The 19,163-nt window shown below is 71.8% G+C and carries 15 protein-coding genes; 3 read left to right on the plus strand and 12 right to left on the minus strand.

Going from position 1 to position 19,163, the window contains the following annotated elements:
* Nucleotides 1-25: 25 nt before the first annotated feature.
* Nucleotides 26-1,603, minus strand: coding sequence for a penicillin-binding transpeptidase domain-containing protein (locus tag ABZ470_RS01070; protein WP_362909178.1), 1,578 nt, complete (start codon nt 1,601-1,603; stop codon nt 26-28).
* An 89-nt stretch (nt 1,604-1,692) separates the two neighbouring features.
* On the opposite strand from ABZ470_RS01070, the gene ABZ470_RS01075 reads away from it, so the two are divergent.
* Nucleotides 1,693-2,514 carry a fused MFS/spermidine synthase gene (locus tag ABZ470_RS01075; protein ID WP_352010509.1) on the plus strand — a complete coding sequence of 274 codons (822 nt, stop codon included), beginning with the start codon at nt 1,693-1,695 and terminating at the stop codon, nt 2,512-2,514.
* Between the two features lie 31 nt (nt 2,515-2,545).
* Here the strand turns inward: ABZ470_RS01075 and ABZ470_RS01080 are convergent, their stop codons facing one another.
* Entirely contained in the window at nt 2,546-4,309 is a 1,764-nt protein-coding gene (locus tag ABZ470_RS01080) for a histidine kinase (protein WP_362909180.1), read from the minus strand.
* 185 nt (nt 4,310-4,494) lie between these two features.
* Between ABZ470_RS01080 and ABZ470_RS01085 the strand changes: the two genes are divergently transcribed.
* Complete coding sequence (locus ABZ470_RS01085) at nt 4,495-5,877, plus strand: serine hydrolase (protein WP_362909182.1); 1,383 nt, start codon at nt 4,495-4,497, stop codon at nt 5,875-5,877.
* A 19-nt stretch (nt 5,878-5,896) separates the two neighbouring features.
* Here the strand turns inward: ABZ470_RS01085 and ABZ470_RS01090 are convergent, their stop codons facing one another.
* A complete protein-coding gene (locus ABZ470_RS01090; RefSeq protein ID WP_352010506.1) occupies nt 5,897-6,631 on the minus strand; it encodes a 3-oxoacyl-ACP reductase family protein in 735 nt (244 codons plus the stop codon).
* 217 nt (nt 6,632-6,848) lie between these two features.
* Between ABZ470_RS01090 and ABZ470_RS01095 the strand changes: the two genes are divergently transcribed.
* The gene (locus tag ABZ470_RS01095) at nt 6,849-7,433 is read left to right on the plus strand and encodes a TetR family transcriptional regulator (protein ID WP_362909184.1); all 585 of its coding nucleotides are present in this window, start codon (nt 6,849-6,851) and stop codon (nt 7,431-7,433) included.
* Nucleotides 7,434-7,442: 9 nt separating this feature from the next.
* Here ABZ470_RS01095 and ABZ470_RS01100 read toward each other — a convergent pair whose 3' ends face one another.
* From ABZ470_RS01100 to ABZ470_RS01140, 9 genes are all read right to left on the minus strand, one after another.
* Nucleotides 7,443-9,056, minus strand: a complete 1,614-nt coding sequence (locus ABZ470_RS01100) for a trehalase family glycosidase (RefSeq protein WP_362909186.1) — start codon at nt 9,054-9,056, stop codon at nt 7,443-7,445.
* Nucleotides 9,056-9,910 carry a carbohydrate ABC transporter permease gene (locus tag ABZ470_RS01105; RefSeq protein WP_352010503.1) on the minus strand — a complete coding sequence of 285 codons (855 nt, stop codon included), beginning with the start codon at nt 9,908-9,910 and terminating at the stop codon, nt 9,056-9,058. The genes ABZ470_RS01100 and ABZ470_RS01105 overlap by 1 nt, the downstream gene beginning before the upstream one ends.
* 13 nt (nt 9,911-9,923) lie before the next feature.
* Nucleotides 9,924-10,865 carry a sugar ABC transporter permease gene (locus tag ABZ470_RS01110; protein ID WP_362909188.1) on the minus strand — a complete coding sequence of 314 codons (942 nt, stop codon included), beginning with the start codon at nt 10,863-10,865 and terminating at the stop codon, nt 9,924-9,926.
* A gap of 2 nt (nt 10,866-10,867) precedes the next feature.
* Complete coding sequence (locus ABZ470_RS01115) at nt 10,868-12,184, minus strand: sugar ABC transporter substrate-binding protein (RefSeq protein WP_362909190.1); 1,317 nt, start codon at nt 12,182-12,184, stop codon at nt 10,868-10,870.
* Nucleotides 12,185-12,286: 102 nt separating this feature from the next.
* Nucleotides 12,287-13,054 (minus strand): SDR family NAD(P)-dependent oxidoreductase, encoded by a 768-nt coding sequence (locus ABZ470_RS01120; protein ID WP_352010500.1) that lies wholly within the window; start codon nt 13,052-13,054, stop codon nt 12,287-12,289.
* A complete protein-coding gene (locus ABZ470_RS01125) occupies nt 13,051-14,199 on the minus strand; it encodes an ATP-NAD kinase family protein (RefSeq protein WP_362909193.1) in 1,149 nt (382 codons plus the stop codon). Before ABZ470_RS01125 ends, ABZ470_RS01120 begins: the two co-directional genes overlap by 4 nt.
* A complete protein-coding gene (gcvPB, locus tag ABZ470_RS01130) occupies nt 14,196-15,755 on the minus strand; it encodes an aminomethyl-transferring glycine dehydrogenase subunit GcvPB (protein WP_362773766.1) in 1,560 nt (519 codons plus the stop codon). The genes ABZ470_RS01125 and gcvPB overlap by 4 nt, the downstream gene beginning before the upstream one ends.
* Entirely contained in the window at nt 15,752-17,083 is a 1,332-nt protein-coding gene (gene gcvPA, locus ABZ470_RS01135; protein WP_362773769.1) for an aminomethyl-transferring glycine dehydrogenase subunit GcvPA, read from the minus strand. Before gcvPA ends, gcvPB begins: the two co-directional genes overlap by 4 nt.
* Nucleotides 17,080-19,131, minus strand: coding sequence for a beta-galactosidase (locus tag ABZ470_RS01140; protein ID WP_362909195.1), 2,052 nt, complete (start codon nt 19,129-19,131; stop codon nt 17,080-17,082). The genes gcvPA and ABZ470_RS01140 overlap by 4 nt, the downstream gene beginning before the upstream one ends.
* Between the last annotated feature and the right edge of the window lie 32 nt (nt 19,132-19,163).

Consider the following 19,163-nt stretch of genomic DNA (forward strand, 5'->3'; position numbering starts at 1 on the left):
GTAGGTTGTGATCTGCCCGACATCGTCACAGGGCTCTGAGGAACCTGGCCGCGACGGGGACCGCCGCCTCCCCGCCGCTCTCGACGAGGACGGCGAAGGCCAGGTCGCCCCGGTAGCCGACGAACCAGGCGTGTTCCCGCCCGTCCGCCGCCCGCGCGGTGCCCGCCTTGCCCGCCGTACCCGGAGGGAGGCCGCGGGTTCCGTCGGCGGACACGGCGCCGTCGGAGGTCCCGGTGGTGTCGGCGACGGCCGCCCGCATCATGGACCGCAGGGCGGTGACCGTGGCCTCCGGTAACGAGGCCCGCCGGGAGACCTGCCGCACCCGCGACGACCGGCTGGGGACCAGCACCGGCCCGTGCCAGGAACCGTCCTGTACGGCCGCCGCGACCAGCGCCATGCACAGCGGGCTCGCCACGACCGAGCCCTGCCCGATGGCGTCCGAGGCCAGTTCGTCGACGTCGCCGGGCGGCGTGATCCTGCCGCAGGACTCGCCGAGGCCGGGCACCTCCGCGTTGAAGCCGAACAGCTCGGCCGCCCGCACCAGGCCCCGGCCGTTCGAGGGCAGGTGGGCCGCCGCCTGCTCGACGAAGGCCGTGTCGCACGACAGCGCGAAGGCCGTCGTCAGGGTGACCGCCTCCGAGGCCGGGTGGTCGGCGGCGTTGCGGAAGATCCTGCCCTTGGGGGGCGTGTAGGTCCGCGGGCAGCCGACCCGTGTCGCCGGGGTGAGCCCCTCGGAGAGCAGGGCGGTCGCGGTGACCACCTTGAACGCGGGGCCGGGGGGATACAGTCCGCGGAAGGCGCTCTGTCCGCCGTTGCCCTCGCCCAGCCGGTCGGCCACCGCCAGGACCTCCCCGGTGCCTGGCCGTACCGCGACGATGGCGGCGGGGTGGCCGACACCGTCGAGCGCCCGCGCCGCGGCGGCCTGGACGGGGCGGGACAGGCTCGTCCTGAGCTTTTTGACGTGCGGCGGCCGGAAGACGGCCAGTTCCCTCTTGCTCCCGTCCGCCCCCGTCGCCTCAAGGGCGTAGCCGGTGGTCTCCTCGGCTCCCGCGCCGAACAGCCCGCGGTAACCCTCCGCCCCGCTGTCTTGCGGCAGCGGCGCCCCCGAACCGGTGACCGGTTCGGTCTCCGGCGCGGGGATCTCCTTGAAGGCGATCCTGCCGCCGCCCGCCAGCGCCGGGTGGAGCGTCTCCGGCAGCCACACCACCCTCCAGCGGCCCTCACGCAGGACCATCCGCAGCGTCGACTCGAACGGCCAGTCGCCGAGGTTCCTGACCTTCCTGACGCCGCGGAAGGGTAACTCCGCGTGCAGGCCGTCCCCGCGCACCAGCGTGCCCGGGACGAGTCTCACCGACTCGATGTCCAGGTCCTGGGCGAAGTCCAGGTGCCGCTGGGCGAAGTCGGCGGGCGGCGAGACGACCATCCGGCCCATCTCGCTGAGGTCGCCGTCCTGCCAGGAGGCCAGGTAGGCGCGGCCCGTCTCCTCGGGCCCCGGGCCCACGGCGCGCACCTGCGCGCCGGTCGGCCGCAGCAGCACGTAGACGCCCGCGCCGATCATGATGAGCACGACGGCGACGAGCACGAGGACCGGTCGAGTACGCATACGGTTTCTCCCAGATGTGTCCTCTCGGTTGTACAGGAACAGAAGTGGAAAGTGGGGCAAAAGTGATCAGGCGGAAACCGGAGGGGCCGATGCCCGGCCGCTATCCGGTGAGCTTCGGCGAGGTCGACCTGCTGGAGGACCTGGACAGGCCCTCGGGGTGGGTCGTCTCCAAGGAGGGCGTGCCCCAGTCCTACGTCGACCTGGAGGACCCCACCTACCTCGACTTCGAGTACGTCCAGCTGATGGCCGTCGTGGTCGACCTGCTTCCCGAGGGACCTCTCGACGCCGTGCACGTGGGAGGTTGCGCGTGCACCCTGCCCCGCTACGTGGCGGCGACCAGGCCCGGGTCCCGGCAGATCGTCGTGGAGCCGGACGCCGGTCTGGTCCAGCTGGTCAGGGACCAGCTCAGGCTCAAGTCGGTGCCCCGGCTCAAGGTCAGGATCCTCGACGGCCGTACGGCCACCGCCGCCCTGCCCGACGCCTCGGCCGACCTGCTCGTGCTCGACGCGTTCAGCGGCGCCACGATGCCGCTCGACCTGGCGAGCGTCGAGTACATGGCCGAGGTCGCGCGCGTCCTGCGGCCCGCGGGGACGCTGGTCGTCAACGTCGCCGACGGCAAGGGGCTCGCCTTCGCGCGCAGGGTGCTGGCCACGATCGGCGGTTCCTTCGGCCATGTCGCCCTGCTCGGTGAGCCCGGCATCATGCGGGGGCGGCGTTTCGGCAACCTCATCGTCGCCGCCTCCCGCGTCGCGCTGCCGTACGCCGACCTGACCCGCAGGGCCGCGAGCGGCCTGACCGTGGCCCGCTGCCTGTCCGGGGAGGAGCTGACCAGGTTCGTCGCCGGGGCGAGGCCGTTGCGTGACGGCGACCCGGTGGTCGTGCCGGTGCCGCCGCCCGAGGTCTTCGGCTGAGACCGTCGGCCGGGGCCTTCGGCCGGAGGGCTCAGGCGGGCACCCAGGCCCGTACCGCCGTGCCCTCCCCCGGGGCGCTGACCAGCCTCAGCCCACCGCCGAGGGCGTTCATCCGGTCCGCGAGCGCGGCCAGTCCCCCGCGGTCCGCCGTGGCCGGTTCGAACCCTCTGCCGTCGTCGGAGACCACGGCCTGCAGCCTCCCCTCCTCCAGCGACAGCCGTACCTCGATCCTGGAGGCGGAGGCGTGTTTGAGCGCGTTGGCGATGGACTCGCTCACCGTGAAGTACAGCGCGCCCTCGACCTCGTCGGGGAAGCGGCGCGCGCGCAGCCCGGGGTCCGCGATCACCGTGGTGGTCGTCGGCAGCCGTGAGCAGCGCTCCTCGACCGCCTCGACCAGCCCGCCCTGGCTGAGCACGGACGGATGGATGCCCGCCGCCAGCTCCCGCAGGTCGGTCAGGGTCTGCCTGGCCTCCTCGCGCAGCAGGGTCATGGTCCGCGCGTCCCCACCCGTCGCCCGCGCCAGCTCCAGGCCCGCGATCAGCGCGACGAGCTGCTGCTGCACCCCGTCGTGGATGTTGCGCTCGATCCGCCGCCGCTCGGCCTCCTGGGCGTTGACCAGCCTGGCGGCCAGCCCCACGCTCTGGATCGCCAGGCCGACCGGCACCGCCAGCGCCCCGAGCAGCCTGCGGTCCTCCGAGGTCAGCCGCCCCACCGTCTTCGGGCCGCACACGATGCGCCCGAGCCCGGCGGGAACCGTGAGCGCGGCCTCGCCGTCCTCCTCGCCCGCGACGACCCGCGTGCCGTCCGCCAGCTCCACGGCCGCCCAGCTGGTCTCCAGCCCCGCCCGTACGGCCTCCGCCAACCTGCCCAGCTGCTCGACCGGCTCGGTCTCCTCAAGCGACGGGCCGAGTTCGGTCAGCAGCTCGTCGACCGTCGGCCTGAGGTCGAAGACCAGGAAGATCCGGTGTCCCCTGATGCCGATCCTGATGTCGAGGAGCTGGTGCCTGAACACGGTCATGGTGATCACGATGGGCAGCGCGGCGATGGAGGTGAACAGCCCCAGCCCCAGGCCGGCGCCGTAATCGCTGGGCCCGAAGAACGTGATCAGCAGGAACCCACCCAGGGTGCCCGTGAGCCCGGCGATCATCCAGCGGAGCACGCGGCGCCCCGCGACGTCGGCACGCCACCAGCGCAGTACCAGGGAGACCAGTACGGCCAGCGCGACCAGGTAGACCACCCCCTGCCCCACCGCGCCCGCCAGGGCGGCGACCAGGCCGGGGGTGCCCTTGAGACCGATCGGGTTGCCCCTGGCGAAAATGGACTCGTAGACCGCGTCCGCGCCCAGCAGAAGACCCGCCCAGTGGACCGTGATCGCCACCGCCGCGATCCACGCCCCGACCCGCCAGCGGCGTGAGGGCAGGCGGCCGTCGGGGAAGAGCAGTGGGACGAAGACCCAGGTCAGCCCGTAGAAGACGGTGAAGAGCGAGCTCAGCACGACGGCTACGACGGCCAGTGGTCCCCGCAGCGTGGGGTCACTGATCAGCAGGCCCGCCCCGAACGCGCCGAGCCCCAGGCAGTCGGCGGCGGCGAGCAGCAGCCAGCCGTAGACGTTGTCCGGCCGTCTGGCCGCGATGAGCCAGCCGACCGTGGGCGTGATCAGGCATACGGCGACGAACGCCCACACGCTCAGCGGCACGGGGAAGCCGGTCTCCAGCGCCCCGCCGGCGACGATGCCACCCGCGGCCACGGCGGCCATCGCCCCGGCGAGGGCGGCGGGCGGAATCACACGGGTCATGACCGCAGCCTGCCGCCCGGGACGGGGCGCCGTCCATGAGGTTGTCCACACATCCGATGCAGTCTGCCTCACCTCGGGAAACGGAGGACGGCCGGGTGTTCCCGCAGGTCCCGCCGTCCCTACCTTCGAATCGAGGCCGCCGAGGGTGCGGCCGGAAGAACCCGCCTCCCACCAAGGAGATCCTCGTGAGACCGCCGTTCAGATCGACGCGCATGCTCGCTCTCGCCCTCGCCGCGACCGTCGTTCCGGTGAGCACCGTGGCCGCCGGAGGGCAGAGCGTGGCCGCCACCTCTTCCGTAACCCTTTCCGGGACCGCTCTGACGGTCGCCGCCGCCCCCCGGATCCCGGACACCCCGGCGGGCAGGCAGCTGACCTGGCTCCTCGACGCGCTGTCCCGCACCCCCCTGCCCGAGAGCGAGCTGCGGGAGCACTTCGCGGCCGGCTTCCTGCAGGAGGTCCCCCCCGCCGAGATCAACAAGTTCGTCGCCGCACTCAAGGGGCTGACGCTGCAGACCCTGAACGAGGCCGACCCCACGTCGCTGTACGGCACGGCGAAGCTCGGCGGCGAGGACTACGTCGTCACGCTCTCCGTGGACGACGACGGGAAGATCAACAGCCTGCGGGTCCAACAGCCGCAGCCCCTGCCGCCCGGCCCGAAGAACTGGCGGGAGCTGGACGCCCGGATGCGTTCGGTCGCACCGAACGTCGGCTTCCTCGCCGCGGAGATCGACTCCCGGGGACGGTGCCAGGTCGTGCACGGCGTGAACGTGGACAAGCCCAGGCCGCTCGGCTCGATCTTCAAGCTCTACGTGCTGGGCGCGGTGGCCGAGAAGGTCCGCGACGGCAAGCTCAGCTGGGACACCGAGCTCACGATCAAGCCGGAGTGGAAGAGCCCCAGCGAGGGCGGCCTGTGGGAGCGCCCGGACAACAGCAAGGTCACCGTGCGCGAGGCCGCCAAGCTGATGATCTCGATCAGCGACAACACCGCGGCCGACATCCTCATCCACACCGTCGGCCGCAGGGCCGTCGAGGCCAAGGTCCGCCAGTGGTCCGACCACCCCAAGCTGAACATCCCCTTCCTGACCACCAGGGAGCTCTTCCTGCTCAAGGGGATCGACCACCCCCGGCAGGCCAGGACCTACCTGGGCCTCAGCACCGCCAAGAAGCGGAAGTACCTGCGTGACGTCGTCGCCAAGCAGGACGGCTCCGGCATGAAGCCGTGGACCACGCCCCGCGAGGTCGACACGATCGAGTGGTTCGGCTCCCCGCGTGACATCTGCCGCGCCTACGTGGGCCTGAGCAGGCTGAACTCCAAGACCCTGAACGAGACGCTGTCCGGCTTCGACGGCCTGGGCCTCGACGCCAAGAAGTGGCCGACCGTCTGGTTCAAGGGCGGCTCGGAGCCCGGCCTGCTGGACCTGGCCTACCTCGGGCGTTCGGCCTCGGGGAAGACCTACGTCGTCACCGCGCTGGCCTACGACAAGAGGAAGGCCCTCTCCGAGGAGCGGGTCGCCCCCCAGATGATCTCCCTCATCAAGGGCTCCTTCTCCCTGGTCGGGTCCAGGTAGCCCGTCGCCGGGGCCGCGGTCAGGCCGTGGTCCCGGCGTCCACGGTGACGGAGGTTCCGGTGATGTTGCGCGCGCCGGGCCCGGCCAGGTGCGCCACGGTCGCGGCGATGTCGTCGGGATCGCAGTAGCGGCCGAGCGCCGTGTAGGAGCGCTCCTCCTCCGCGTCCGGCCCGTCCGCCGGGTTCATGTCGGTGTCGGTCGAGCCGGGGTGGACGAGGTTGACGGTGATGCCCCGGGGCCCGAGGTCACGGGCCAGCCCCTTGGTGAACCCGATGAGCGCGGACTTGCTCATCGAGTACAGCGTCCAGCCGGGCGAGGTCACCCGCTCGACCAGGCTGCTGCCGATGCTGATGATCCGCCCGCCGTCCCCCATGTGCCGGACCGCCGCCTGGGCCAGCAGGAACGACGCCCTCGCGTGGACGGCCAGCGTCCGGTCCACCTCCTCCAGGGTGAAGTCCTCGATCGGGCCGTAGGGGGCGATCCCGGCGTTGTTCACCAGGATGTCCAGCCCGCCCAGTGTGGAGACGGTGCGCTCGACCGCCTCCGCCAGCGCCGTCGCGTCGGTCGCCTCGGCGGGTACGGCGAGGCCCCGGCCACCGGCCGCCTCGATCTCCCGCACCACCTCCCGCGCCTTCTCCCCGGCGCGGGCGTAGGTGATCGCGACGTCCGCGCCCTCGGCCGCCAGCCTGCGTGCGATCGCCGCACCGATGCCGCGGCTGCCTCCGGTGACGAGCGCCACCCGTCCGTTGAGCATGACATTGCCCCCTCAATGCGGAATTGATTCCGTTTCAGAGACTAGGCGGAATCGATTCCGGATCGCAAGTCGATAGGGTTGGGGGGTGCCTCGGAGCCGACGACCTCAAGCAGCGGACCCCCCAGCCGGGGATCCCCCGGCCGCGGACGCTTCAACCGCCGACACCCCGTCCGCCGGTGGTTCGGCTGCGGACACCCCGTCCGCGGGCGGCTCGGCCGTGGGCAGGCCGGTCACGGGTGACCGGCCGGGCGACAGGCGCGCGGACGCGGCGCGCAACCGTGCGAAGATCCTCGCCGCCGCCGAGGAGATCGTGGCGACCCGGGGCGTCGAGGCACTGGCGATGGCGGATGTGGCCGCCGCGGCGGGTGTCGGCGTCGGCACGCTCTACCGCCGCTTCGGCGACAGGTCCGGCCTCGCCCACGCGCTCATCGACCGGCGGGAGCGGGAGTTCCAGACGTCCTATCTGAGCGGCCCGCCCCCGCTCGGTCCCGGCGCGCCCGCCGCCGAACGGATCCGTGCCTTCCTGCGCGCGCTGGCCCGCCGTACGGTCGACCAGCTCGACCTGCTGCTCGTGGCGGAGACCACCGGACCGTTCGCCCGCTTCGGCGGGGCCTACCACGCCTACCACCGCCACCTGGCGGTCCTGATCGCCGACGCCCGGCCCGACCGCGACCCGTCCTTCCTGGCCGACGCCCTGCTCGCCCCGCTGGCCGCGAACCTGCTCGCCTACCGGCGAGACCTCACCCTCGACGGCGTCCAGGCGGGACTCGACGACCTCCTGACCGGCGTCCTGCCGGAGTAGCCACGGCCTTCACGTCGCCGAGGTGCCGTGAGTGGTGGCCAGGTCGAGGAAGAGGGCGCTGGACCAGCCGAAGCCCTGGGTGGCCCGGCAGGCCCGGCCGCCGGTGAGGGGGTTCCAGTACTCGTACAGGCCGCCGCCGTCGTTCACCATCCGCAGCGTCCGTACGGCCAGCTCGTCGGCGGCCTCGGCGAAGCCGGAGCGGCGCAGCCCCTCGACGAGCAGGTGGTTGACGTTGAGCCACACCGGCCCGCGCCACATCGCGTCGGGGTCGAAGTCCGGGTCGTCGAAGGCGACCGTCGGCACCGGGCGTTCGGCCCAGAAGCTCGGCGAGAGCAGGTCGGCGAGGAGCCTCTCCGCGATCGCCGCGGGCAGGCGGCCGGTGAACAGCGGCATCAGCTCAAGCGGGGTACGGCAGGCCACCTCGACCTCCCGGGAGGTCTTGGCCAGGGTGGTGAAGCGCTCGCCGTTCCAGCGCCTGGCGACGAGCAGTTCGACGTGCCCGGCGGCCCGCTCCCGCCACCCGGCCGCCTCCGCCGTACGGCCGAGCGCCTCGGCGATGTCGCCGAGCCGGTCCGCCTGCAGGGCGAGGTAGGAGTTGAGGTCGGGGGGTTCGGCCCTGGGGCCGTGGTCCCAGATCGGGCTGTCGTCCAGGCCGGACGAGTAGGGGTGGAGATACTCGGCCAGCCCGTCCCCGTCGGGGTCGGAGACGGTCAGCCACCACTCGTGGGAGCGGGCGATCGGCTCGTAGACCTCGGCGAGGAAGCCCGGGTCAGGCGCCACCTCGTGGATCTTCCAGACGGCCCAGGCAAGCAGCGGTGGTTTGGTGACCGGCACGACGCCGCCGATCGGCTGCCCGGCCTCACCCGGGTCCGGCCCGCCGACCGCCGTACCGACGTGCTGGGCCAGACGGGTGTGGTCGGAGCGGGGCAGGTCGGTGGTCTCTGCGAGCACGCCCAGGTCGTGCACCACGTCGGGGACGAGCCCGTCGGGGCGCTGGTGACCGAGCAGGATGCGGATCTGGTCACGGGCCAGCTCGGGGGCGCCGTGGCGCAGGCCGACCGCGTGGAAGCAGGCGTCCCAGTTCCAGACGCCGACGTAGCCGAACTTGGAGGGGACGACGCCCAGCCTGCCCCGCGCCTGAGCGATGGGCAGCAGGTTCACCCCGAGCGTCCACCACGCCTGTTCGGCCCGTTCCCGCAGGTCATCGGGTACGGCGGGCATCCGCCCGAACCACTCCCGCCACCGTGACGCGGCCCGTTCGAGCAGGGTGGGGCCGTCGAGTGTGGAGGCTCCGGTCAGGACCAGCGTCCCCTCGACCGCTCCCCCGCCGCCGTCCCAGACGGCCCGTGCGCCGAAGCCGGTCAGCACCAGCGTCTCCGCGTCGGCGAACACCAGCTCGACGCCGCCCTCGAAGGTGAGACGGTCGGCGTGGGCCCCCCGTACGGGCAGTTCGACGGCGCCGGAGAACAGCCGCAGACCGGTCAGCACGGTCGTGTCCGCCAGCCGGGTCTCGTACTCGGCGCGGGCGATCCACAGGGAGCCGTCGTCGGCGGGCATCACCAGCAGCCGGGAACCCCGGTCGGTGAAGGGGGTCCGCCCCAGGTCGCGTAGTTCGAACATCATCAGCGTCCTCCCAGGCCGGACATGGCCATGCTGTTGAGGATGCGCCGCTGGCCGATCAGGAAGGCGATCATCATCGGGACGACCGAGATGGCCGAGGCGGCGAGGGTGAGCCCGTACTCGGTCGCGCCGTGCTGTCCGGCGAACTGGCTGACCAGCAGCGGGACGGTGGCCAGTTCGGGCGAGTTGAGGAAGATGAGCGGGAAGAAGAAGCTGTTCCAGCTCGCGAGGAAGACGATGATGCCGAGCGCGCCCATGCCGGGCCTGACGTTGGGCAGCACGATCCGCCAGAAGATCGTCCAGCGGCCCGCCCCGTCGAGACGGGCGGCCTCCTCAAGCTCGATCGGGACCGCCCTGATGAACTGGCGCAGCAGGAAGACCGCGAACGGGTTGACGTAGCCGGGCACGATCAGCGCCAGGTGGGAGTCGATCCAGCCGAGCTTGGAGAGCATCAGGTACAGCGGCACGATCGTCACCTGCGCCGGCACCATCTGGGTCGCCAGGAAGAGTCCGAACAGCAGCCCCGAGCCCCTGAAGCGGATCCTGGCGAAGGCGTAGGCGGCCATCGCCGAGGTCAGCAGGGTCAGCGCCACGTTGAGGACCGCGATGTAGAAGCTGTTCCAGTAGGCCTGGGCGAAGGGCAGCGCGCCGAAGGCGTCGGGGTAGTTCTGCGCCCGCCAGGGGTTGGGCAGCCAGTCCAGGGGCGAGTTGAGCATCTGGTGCGTGCCCTTGAACGACGTCAGCAGCATCCAGACGAACGGGAACAGCATGACGAGCCCGCCGACGGCGAGTGCGACGTGCAGGGCGATCCCGCCCAGGCGGCGGGGCAGGGAGACACCCGTGGGGATCACGGACATGGACGTCCCCCTTTCACGAGTCGTAGTGGACGAAGCGCCGTTGCACTCCGAACTGGACGAGGGTGACCAGCAGCGTCAGCGCGAGCAGGATCAGCGCGGCGGCGCTGCTCATCCCGAACTCGAACCGTTTGAAGCCCAGGTCGTAGACCTGGTAGACGATCGTGCGGGCGCCGTCGTTGTGGTCGGGGTCGACCAGCACGTAGATCTGGTCGAACGCCTGGAAGGAGCTGATCACCGCGACCACGGTCGAGAAGAAGAGGGTCGGGGAGATCATGGGCAGGGTCACCGAGCGGAAGACCCTGATCGGCCCTGCCCCGTCGATGCGGGCGGCCTCGGTCAGCGAGGGCGGGATGGTCTGCAGCCCGGCCAGGAAGATCACGACGTTGAGGCCGAGTGAGGACCAGATGGTCACGACCGCGATGGCGACGATCACCCAGTTCGGGTCTTCGAGCCAGTCGGGCGGCGTGATCCCGAACCAGTCCTGGACGGTCCTGTTCAGCACGCCGTAGTCGCCTCCGGCCAGGATGATCTGCCACATCACCGCGACCGCCACCGAGCTGGTGACGACCGGCATGAAGTAGACGACCCGGTAGAGGGTCTTGCCCCTGACGTGGTTGAGCGCGACGGCGATGAGCAGTGCGAGGCCGAGACCGAACGGGACGGTCAGGAAGGCGAGTTCGACGGTGTTCCAGACGGCCGTGCCGAAGGCGGGGTCGGACAGCTGCGCGGCGAAGTTGTCGAAGCCGACCCAGGACTTCTCGCCGAGCCCGTCCCACTTCATGAAGGCGAGCACGACGGCGAAGCCGAGGGGAAGGACCAGGAAGACGAGCAGGCCGACGACCTGCGGGGCGAGGAAGAACGCGGCCCACCAGCCGTCCCGGCTCCGCACGCGCGCCGCCGCGCGCGCGGAGCCGGGTTTCGCGGTGGGGCGCGTCTCGGTGACGACGCCTGCCACCGCTAGCCGATCTTGCCGTCGACGAGTGCCTGCAGCTCGGTCATGCCCTGCTCGAAGGGGACCTTGCCCGTCCAGACCTTCAGCAGGTGGTCGTTGATGTCCTTGGTGAGGCCGGGGATCGCCACCTCCTCCGGGTAGTTGGCGAAGCCGGTGTCGCGGACGTCGAGGAAGGTCTGGGCGTGCGCGGGGTAGCCGCCTTCGAGCACGACCTGCTCGGCCCCCTTCACGGAAGGTACGGCGCCGCCGCCCTTGAGCCGCAGGAGCTGGCCCTCCTTGCTGACGAACTCGCTCAGGAAGGTGAAGGCCTCCTTGGGGTTGGCGGAGTCCTTGTTCAGCGACAGGTAGGAGGCGGCGACCGCGCCGGGCATCGGCTGGCCCGTCTCGGACGGGAACGGCACGATGTCGTAGTTGGGCAGGTCACCGCCCTTGCGCAGGGAGTCGATCATCCAGCGTCCGCCCGCGTAGAAGCCCGCGGTCCCCTTGAGGAACTGGGTGCTGGCGCCGTTGCTCGCGGGCAGCACGTCGGCCGAAAGGAAGGTCTTGTCGGCGTAGCCCTTGGCGAGGGTCTCCAGGGCCTGGCGGGACTTGGGGTCGGTGGTGGCGACGAACTTCCCGCCGTCCCAGACCTTGCCGCCGAAGCCGCCGATGACGCTGTAGGTGGAGCCGTACCAGTTCCAGAAGATGGACCCGGCCTTGCCCGCCGCCTTGAGCTTGGCGTTCATCTCCAGGTACTTGGCCATGGTCCACTTGCCCGCGGCGTTGAGCTCGGCGGGGTCCTCGGTGATGCCGGCGTCCTTGAGGGCCTTCTTGCCGTACCAGAGGACCTCGGGGTTGGTGTCGTTGGGGACGCCGTAGACCTGGCCGTCCTTCCTGGCGCCGCCGTAGATGCCCTCGAAGAAGTCCTCCGGCTTGCTCTTGCTGTCGGGGCCGACGAGTTTGTCGTTGAGCGGGGCGAGCACCCCGGCGGCGACGAACTTGCCCACGTTGTCGTCGCCGACGAAGAAGACGTCGGGGGCGGTCTTCGAGGTGAGCTGGGTCAGCAGCTTGGGGTGGTAGTCCTCGTACTTGGGGACGGTCTCCATCTTCAGCACGATGTTCGGGTGGCGCTTCATGAAGTCGTCGTTGAAGCCCTTGAAGAGGGCGACGTCCTCGGCCGAGCCCCAGGTCGACCATCTGATGGTGACCTTCCCTCCCTCCGCGGCGCCGCCGGTCGCGGCCCCGCCGCCACCACCGCCACCGCTGCCGCTGCACGCCGCGGTCGCGGCGGTCGCGACGAGGGCCGCCGCGGCCAGGAACTTCTTGGACGGGGAAAAGGACACGGTGTGCCTCCTGGAGCTTTCCTTGCGGGGGGTGGGGGTGCTTTTCTCACGAAAAATCAGGCTTTGTGGGCGATCAGGCCTCGCGAAGGGCCCTGCGGAAGGTCACGCGAGGCCGCCACCGTCGACGACCAGCGCCGCGCCGGTGACGTAGCTGGCGGCGTCGCTCGCCAGGAACAGGACGGCCTGGGCGATCTCGTCGGGGGTTCCCGCACGGCCCATCGGGCGGTCGGCGGCGTCGGCGGCGAAGGCCGTCCAGTCCTCGGACAGCTGCCTGGCCTCCTCGCGGAGCATCGGGGTGTCGGTGTCGCCGGGGTTGACGGAGTTGACGCGGATTCCGGCCTTGGCGTGGTCGATGGCCAGGGCGCGGGTCATGTTGACCACGGCGGCCTTGGAGGCGCAGTAGGACAGGGCGTCGCCGCCGCCCTTGAGGCCCCAGCCCGAGCCGGTGTTGACGATCGAGCCGCCGTCCCTCATCGCGGGGATGGCGTGCTTGCACATGAGGAAGACCGAGCGGACGTTGACCGCCATGACGCGGTCCCACTCGTCGGCGGTCAGTTCGAGCGCGGTGGCGCGGCGGATGATCCCGGCGTTGTTGAACACCACGTGCAGCCCGCCGAAGGTCTCGACGGCGGTCCGTACGGCCCGCTCGCAGTCGGCCTCGGCGGCCACGTCCGTCTCGACGGCGACGGCCCTGCCACCCGCGGCCTCGATCTCGCGCGCGACCCGCTCCGCGCCCTGGCCGTCGATGTCGGCCACGACGACGGCCGCGCCCTGGCGGCCGAACAGCAGCGCGGTGGCCGCGCCGATGCCGGACGCGCCGCCGGTGACGATGGCGACCTTGCCGCTCAGCGCGTTGGTCATGATGGTCATCGGAACTCCTCGGTGGCGGATCGAATCCGGTACAGCGCGCTCTCGCGGTGCCCGGTGATGACGGGGACGTAGCCCTCGACGAGGGCGTCCGTCGCGGGGTCTCCGGTGTCGGCCAGCAGCGGTCGTCCGCCGAGCCCGGCGAGCTTGCGCTGGGTCGCCAGGACGACGAGCCCGCCGGAGGCCATGACCTTTCTCAGTACGGCCGGGCTGATCTGCTGGTTTCCCCGGCCGAGCACGAATCCCTGCCCCCCGATCACCGAGACGACGGCGTGGGTCTCCCGCCCGTCCACGAGGTCGAGGAGTTGCCCTTCTGTCACGTCGGCGGCGACCAGCGCGCCGTCCTGGACCACGTCCACGCCCAGCAGGGTGGTGGCCAGACCGAGCCGCCCGCCGACGGCCATGGTGGTGGCGCCGGGGCCCAGCACGTAGCGGACGCCGGGCCGCATGCGGGCGACGACCTCGGCCGCGACGGCCTCCGTCGTGCCCGGGGAGGCGGCCGATCCCAGCTTGCGGCCGGACAGGCGTTCCCTGGCCACGGGCACGCGCAGGACCCCGTACAGCCTGGGGCCGACCTCGCCCCGCCGGTAGGCGTCCTCGTCGAGGTCGACGACCTCGGCCTCGGCCGTTTCGCGGGCGTCGGCGAACTCGGCGGCCATGGCCCCCGCGGTGGCCGGGCTGAGCGCGAAGCAGCCGGAGTAGACCTTCACCCCGGCCGGGACGCCCAGCACCGGGCACGACGGCGCCCCGTCGAGCACGTCCCGCGCGGTGCCGTCTCCTCCGGCGAACAGCAGCAGGTCGACCGCCTCCCGCATGGCCTCGACGGCCGCCGTGGTGTCCCGGCCCCCGGAGGGGGCGCCGGGAACGAACGGCACCAGCCGGGGGTCGGCTCCCGCGGCCCGCGCGCTGTCCTCCCCCATCGGCCCCGCGACGGTCAGGATCGGCGTGCCGGGCCGCCTGGCCAGCAGCGCCCGTACGGCCTGCGCCGCCCGCTCCCCCGCCTTCGGGGAGGAGCCCCTGGCCAGCGCGAGCCGCTGGGCCCGCTCGCCGTCGCTGCCCTTGAGCCCGGCCGGGCCGCCGATCCCGGCGACCGGGTTGACGAGCAGGCCGACCGTGAAGCCGGGGGCGCCGGGCCGTACGGACGTCATGTCAGATGCTTGCGGGTGTAGGCGCGCCAGGTCGGCGACCACTGCTTGGGGTCGTCGAGCGAGGCGGGGTCGATCTTGTGGATCGTCTGGTTGTAGGGGGCTCCCTTGACGAACTCCGGGTCGCGGCGGGCCTCGTCGGCGACGTGGGCGAGGATCGCGGCGTACTCGTCGAGGTCCTCCTTGGAGTAGGACTCGGTGGGTTCGAGGGTGAAGGGCTCGGGGACCAGGAAGGGGTGGTGGCTGGTCCAGTAGTGCACGCCGAAGTCGGCGGCGCGCACGCCGATCTCCTCCGAGTGCACGCCCGTCTCCTCGAACAGCCCCTGCCAGGAGTAGCGGACCTGTTCGAGGCGGTTCCTGTCCCAGTGAGCGCCCGCGCCGGGAATGTCCAGCACCTTGCGCATGAGGTAGTTGTTGTTGAGCACCGCGGTCTCGGCGACCTCGCGCAGCCCGTCGGCGCCCAGCGCCATGATCCAGGCGTAGGCGCGCACCACGTTGGGGGTGACGCCCAGGAAGGGCCGCATCTTGCCGACGGACAGCGGCCGGTCGTCGTCGAGGCGGTAGCCCTCGCCGTCGAACTCGACGGTCGGGGACGGCAGGAAGGGCGCCAGCGCCTCGGAGACGCAGCTGGCCCCCGCCGCCGGGCCACCGCAGGCGTGCGGGGTCGAGAAGGTCTTGTGCAGGTTGAAGTGGCACAGGTCGAACCCGGCGTCGGCCGCGCGGGTGACGCCCAGCAGCCCGTTGGCGTTGGCCTGGTCGTAGCAGGCCAGGCCACCGGCCTCGTGCACGATCCTGACGAACTCCTCGATACGCGGGTTGAAGATGCCCGTGTCCTCGGGGTTGGTGATCAGCAGGGCCGCGGTCCTGGGCCCGGCGGCGGCGCGCAGCGCCTCGATGTCCGGGTAGCCGTTCTCGTCGGGCAGCAGCGTGATGACCTCGTACCCGGCGGCCTTGGCGCAGGCGGCGTTCGACGGGTGGGAGAACATCGTGGTGATGACCTGGTCGCGCTGTTCCGCCTCGCCCCGGGAGGCGTGGTAGGCGCGGATCATCGCGACGTTGGCGTAGATCGCGGCCGACCCTGAGGCGGGCTGGAGCGAGACCCGGTGCATGCCGGAGATCTCGGCGAGCATCCGTTCGAGGCGCCAGTAGATCTCCAGGACGCCCTGCACGGTGTCCTCCGGCTGGAGGGGGTGCAGCTCGGCGATCCTGGGGTCGTTGACGAACCGGTCGTTGACCTTGGGGCTGTACTTCATCGTGCAGGTCCCCTGGCCGACGGCGATGGCCTGGTCGACGCCCAGGTTCTCCTGGGAGAGCCTGACGTAGTGCCGCAGCACGTGCAGCTGCGACATCTCCGGCAGCCTCGGCGGCTCGGCACGCCGTACCGAGGCGGGCAGCTCGACCGCGGGCACCCCGGCGGCCGGTACGGCCACGCCCCTGCGTCCCGGCCGTGACTGCTCGAAGATGATCGGCTCGTCCCAGCGGGCCTGGTGGAAGCGGCGCAGCGGCGGCTTCGGCGCGACCGGCAGCTCGGCGAACGGCTCTCCCGCGTGCCCACTCATGCCAGCCCCTCCCGTACGGCTGCCGCCAGCCGGTCGATGTCGTCCTTCGAGTGCAGTTCGGTCACGCAGACCAGCAGCGTGCGGTCGTCCAGGCGGACGCCGCCGAGGATGCCGTGCTCCCGGAGCACGGCCAGGAGCGCGTCGCAGGACGGCACCTCGATCGTGAACTCGCGGAAGTGCACGGAGCCGGAGTGCGGCACCGTGGCCCCGGCCTCCGCCAGGCGGTCCATGGCGTAGCGGGTGCGGGCCAGGATGGTCTCGCCGATCTCGCGCATGCCCTGCGGGCCCATCAGCGCGAGGTAGACGCCCGCGGTGATGCCCCACAGGGCGGCCGCGGTGCCCACCCACTCCTTGCCCTCCTCGCGCAGGGCGAAGGAGGTCCGGTCGTAGAAGACATCGCCGAAGCCGTACTCGCCGGGGACCGTGGTCGGCGCGATGCCGAACAGGCGCGAGGGGAACTCCGCGACCAGGCGCTCCTCGTCGCGGGTCGCGATGTATCCCGCCTGGCCGCCGCCGTAGTTCTGGTGCATGCCGAGCGACTGGATGTCGCCGCAGGCGATGTCGGCGCCGTAGGAGGCGGGCGGGGCGAGCACGCCCAGCGAGATCGGGTCGGCGGAGACGACCAGGAGGGCGCCCGCCGCGTGCGCGAGGTCGGCCAGTTCCCGGCCCCTGGTCTCCACGACGCCGTAGACGTTGGGGGTCTCCAGGTAGATCGCGGCGTAGGTCTCGTCGATCTCGACCTCGCCGATCTCGCCGTCCGGCCCGACGGGGGCGACGACCAGGTCGATGTCGTGTCCGAGGAAGTCGCGCAGCTTGCTCATCCTGTCGGCGGAGACGGCCCCGCTGACCAGCGCCCTGGACCGACCCGTGTAGCGGGCCGCCATCCTGATCGCGGTCCCGGCCGCCTGGTGGCCGTCGTAGGTGGGGACGTTGACGACGTCCATCTCCAGCAGCTCGGCCATCATGCTGACGTACTCGAAGATCGCCTGGAAACGCCCGTGGTCCTCGTACGGCTCGCCCGCGTAGGCGGTGAGGAACTCGCTCCTGCCGTTGACCTCGTCGCAGACGGCCGGCACGTGGTGCGGGTAGCAGCCGTGCCCCAGGAAGCTGAGCACCTGGGTGGTGTCGACGTTGCGCGCCAGCAGGGCGCGCATGTGGGCGACCAGCTCCTGTTCCGAGGCCAGCGGCGCGGGCAGGTCGAGCGGCCTGCGCAGGCGCAGCCCCTCCGGGATGTCCGCGTAGAGGTCCTCGACGCTCGCGGCGCCGACGGCGGCGAGCATCTCGGCCCGTACGCCGGGCTCGGCGTTCGGGATGTAGGGGTGTGTCACCGTTCTCCTTCGTTCGTCAGCGGGCTCTCCGTGTCCGTACGGCGGGCGCCGGAGTTCGCCAGGCGCAGCACGACGGCGTCGCGGCCCGGGATCTCGATCGGGCCCGCGAGGTCACGGCCGGTGAGCAGGTCGGTTCCCGGCTCGGCGAGGTCCACCTTCACCGGGTCTGTCGTGTGGTTGAGCAGGAAGAGGTGGTCGCCTCTGCGGGTGGCCTCGACGCCCTCGGGCACCACGGCCACCGGCTCGACTCCCGCGGCGGCCAGGACCTCCGTCAGGACCGGGGTGACGTCCTCAGGCAGGCAACCGAGGTAGACGGCCTTGCCGCGCCGGGTGATCGCGACCTGTCCGTCCAGGTCACCGCCCTCGTAGCGGGCGAGCACCTCGGTGCCCCCGAAGGCGTCCCCGAGGGTGTCCCCGGAGGCGTCCTCGACGCGCAGCCACTCGGCCCAGGTCCGCGCCGGTACGACCCGCCCGGCCAGCCGCAGGGGTTGGACCGTTCCCTCGGGCAGCGGCCAGAACTCGTCGACCGTCACACCGAGCAGGGCGCGCAACGGGCCGGGGGCGCCGCCCTCGTGGACCTGGTCGTCGGAGTCGACGACGCCGCTGAACGGGCCGACGACGAGGTGGCCGGGGAAGGCTTCGAGCCAGGCGGCCTGTTCCCCGGTGCACATGTAGAGGTTGGGCGCGATCACCACGCGGTAGCCGGACAGGTCGCCCAGCGGCGGGACCAGGTCGACCGCGACGCCCGCGGCGTGCAGCGGTCCGTACCACGCCTGCAGGAGTTCCTTGAGCCTGAGCCGGTTGGACGGCATCGACTCCGGGGCCTCAAGACCCCACCAGCTGTCCCAGCCGAGGACCAGGGCGACGTGCGCCGTGGTCGGGGTTCCGGCGACCTCGGCGAGCCGTTTGAGGTCGGCGCCGAGGGCGAGGGTGTCCCGCCAGCCCCGGGAGGCGACGCCGCCGTGCGGCAGCAGCGCCGAGTGGAACTTCTCCGGCCCGTACTTCGCCTGCCGCCACTGGAAGAACATGGCGCCGTCGGCGCCGTGCGCCACGGCCTGCAGGCTGTGCAGGCGCATCATCCCCGGCGGCTTGGGCGCGTTGACCTCGCGCCAGCTCACCGCGCTCGCGGCCTGTTCGAGCAGGATCCACGGCTGCCGCCGCAGCGAGCGCATGAGGTCGTAGCTGAGCGCGACGGTCACGTGCGAGGTGGGGTCGGCGGGGTCGGGGTAGGCGTCGTCGCTGACGACGTCCTCGGCCCCGGCCCACTTCCAGTAGTCCAGGCCGTGCAGGACGCTCATGAAGTTGGTGGTCACCGGGATCTCCGGGGTGACCTCCCGCAGCACCTCCCGCTCCAGTTCGAAGCATTCGAGCAGCGCGTCGGAGCAGAAGCGGCGCCAGTCGAGCAGTTGCGCGGGGTTGACCGGCCCCGGCGCCTTCCTGGGCGGGTTGACCTGGTCGAACGCGGTGTAGTGCTGTCCCCAGCAGGAGGTGCCCCAGGCGGCGTTGAGGCCGTCGACCGATCCGTGGCGTTCGCGCAGCCAGCGGCGGAAGTGCCTGGCCGACTCCTCGCAGAAGCATTCGAGCGTGTGGTCGGCGTACTCGTTGCTGATGTGCCACATGGCCAGCGCCGGGTGGTCGCCGTAGCGTTCGGCCATGGCGCGGGCCAGCCGTACGGTCGCGGTGCGGAAGACCGGGGAGCTCGGGCAGTAGCTCTGCCGGGAGCCGAAGTCGAGGCGGGTGCCGGTGGCGTCCACGGGGAGCACCTGGGGATGCTCGCGGACCAGCCAGGGCGGCGGGGTCGCGGTGGCGGTGGCCAGGTCGGCGGCGACGCCGTTGGCGTGGAGCAGGTCCATGACGCGGTCGAGCCAGCCGAAGTCGTACTCGCCGGGGCGGGGTTCCAGGCGTGACCAGGAGAAGACCGCGACGGTCGCCATGTTCACCCCCGCCTCGGCCATCAGCCGGACGTCCTCGTCCCAGACGTGCTCCGGCCACTGTTCGGGGTTGTAGTCCCCGCCGAACAGCAGACCGGAAACCCTGGTCAGGCCCACCCGAAACTCCAATCTGTGCCATGTACTATTTT

The organism is Streptosporangium sp. NPDC020072, assembly GCF_040631445.1.
GTDB lineage: Bacteria > Actinomycetota > Actinomycetes > Streptosporangiales > Streptosporangiaceae > Streptosporangium.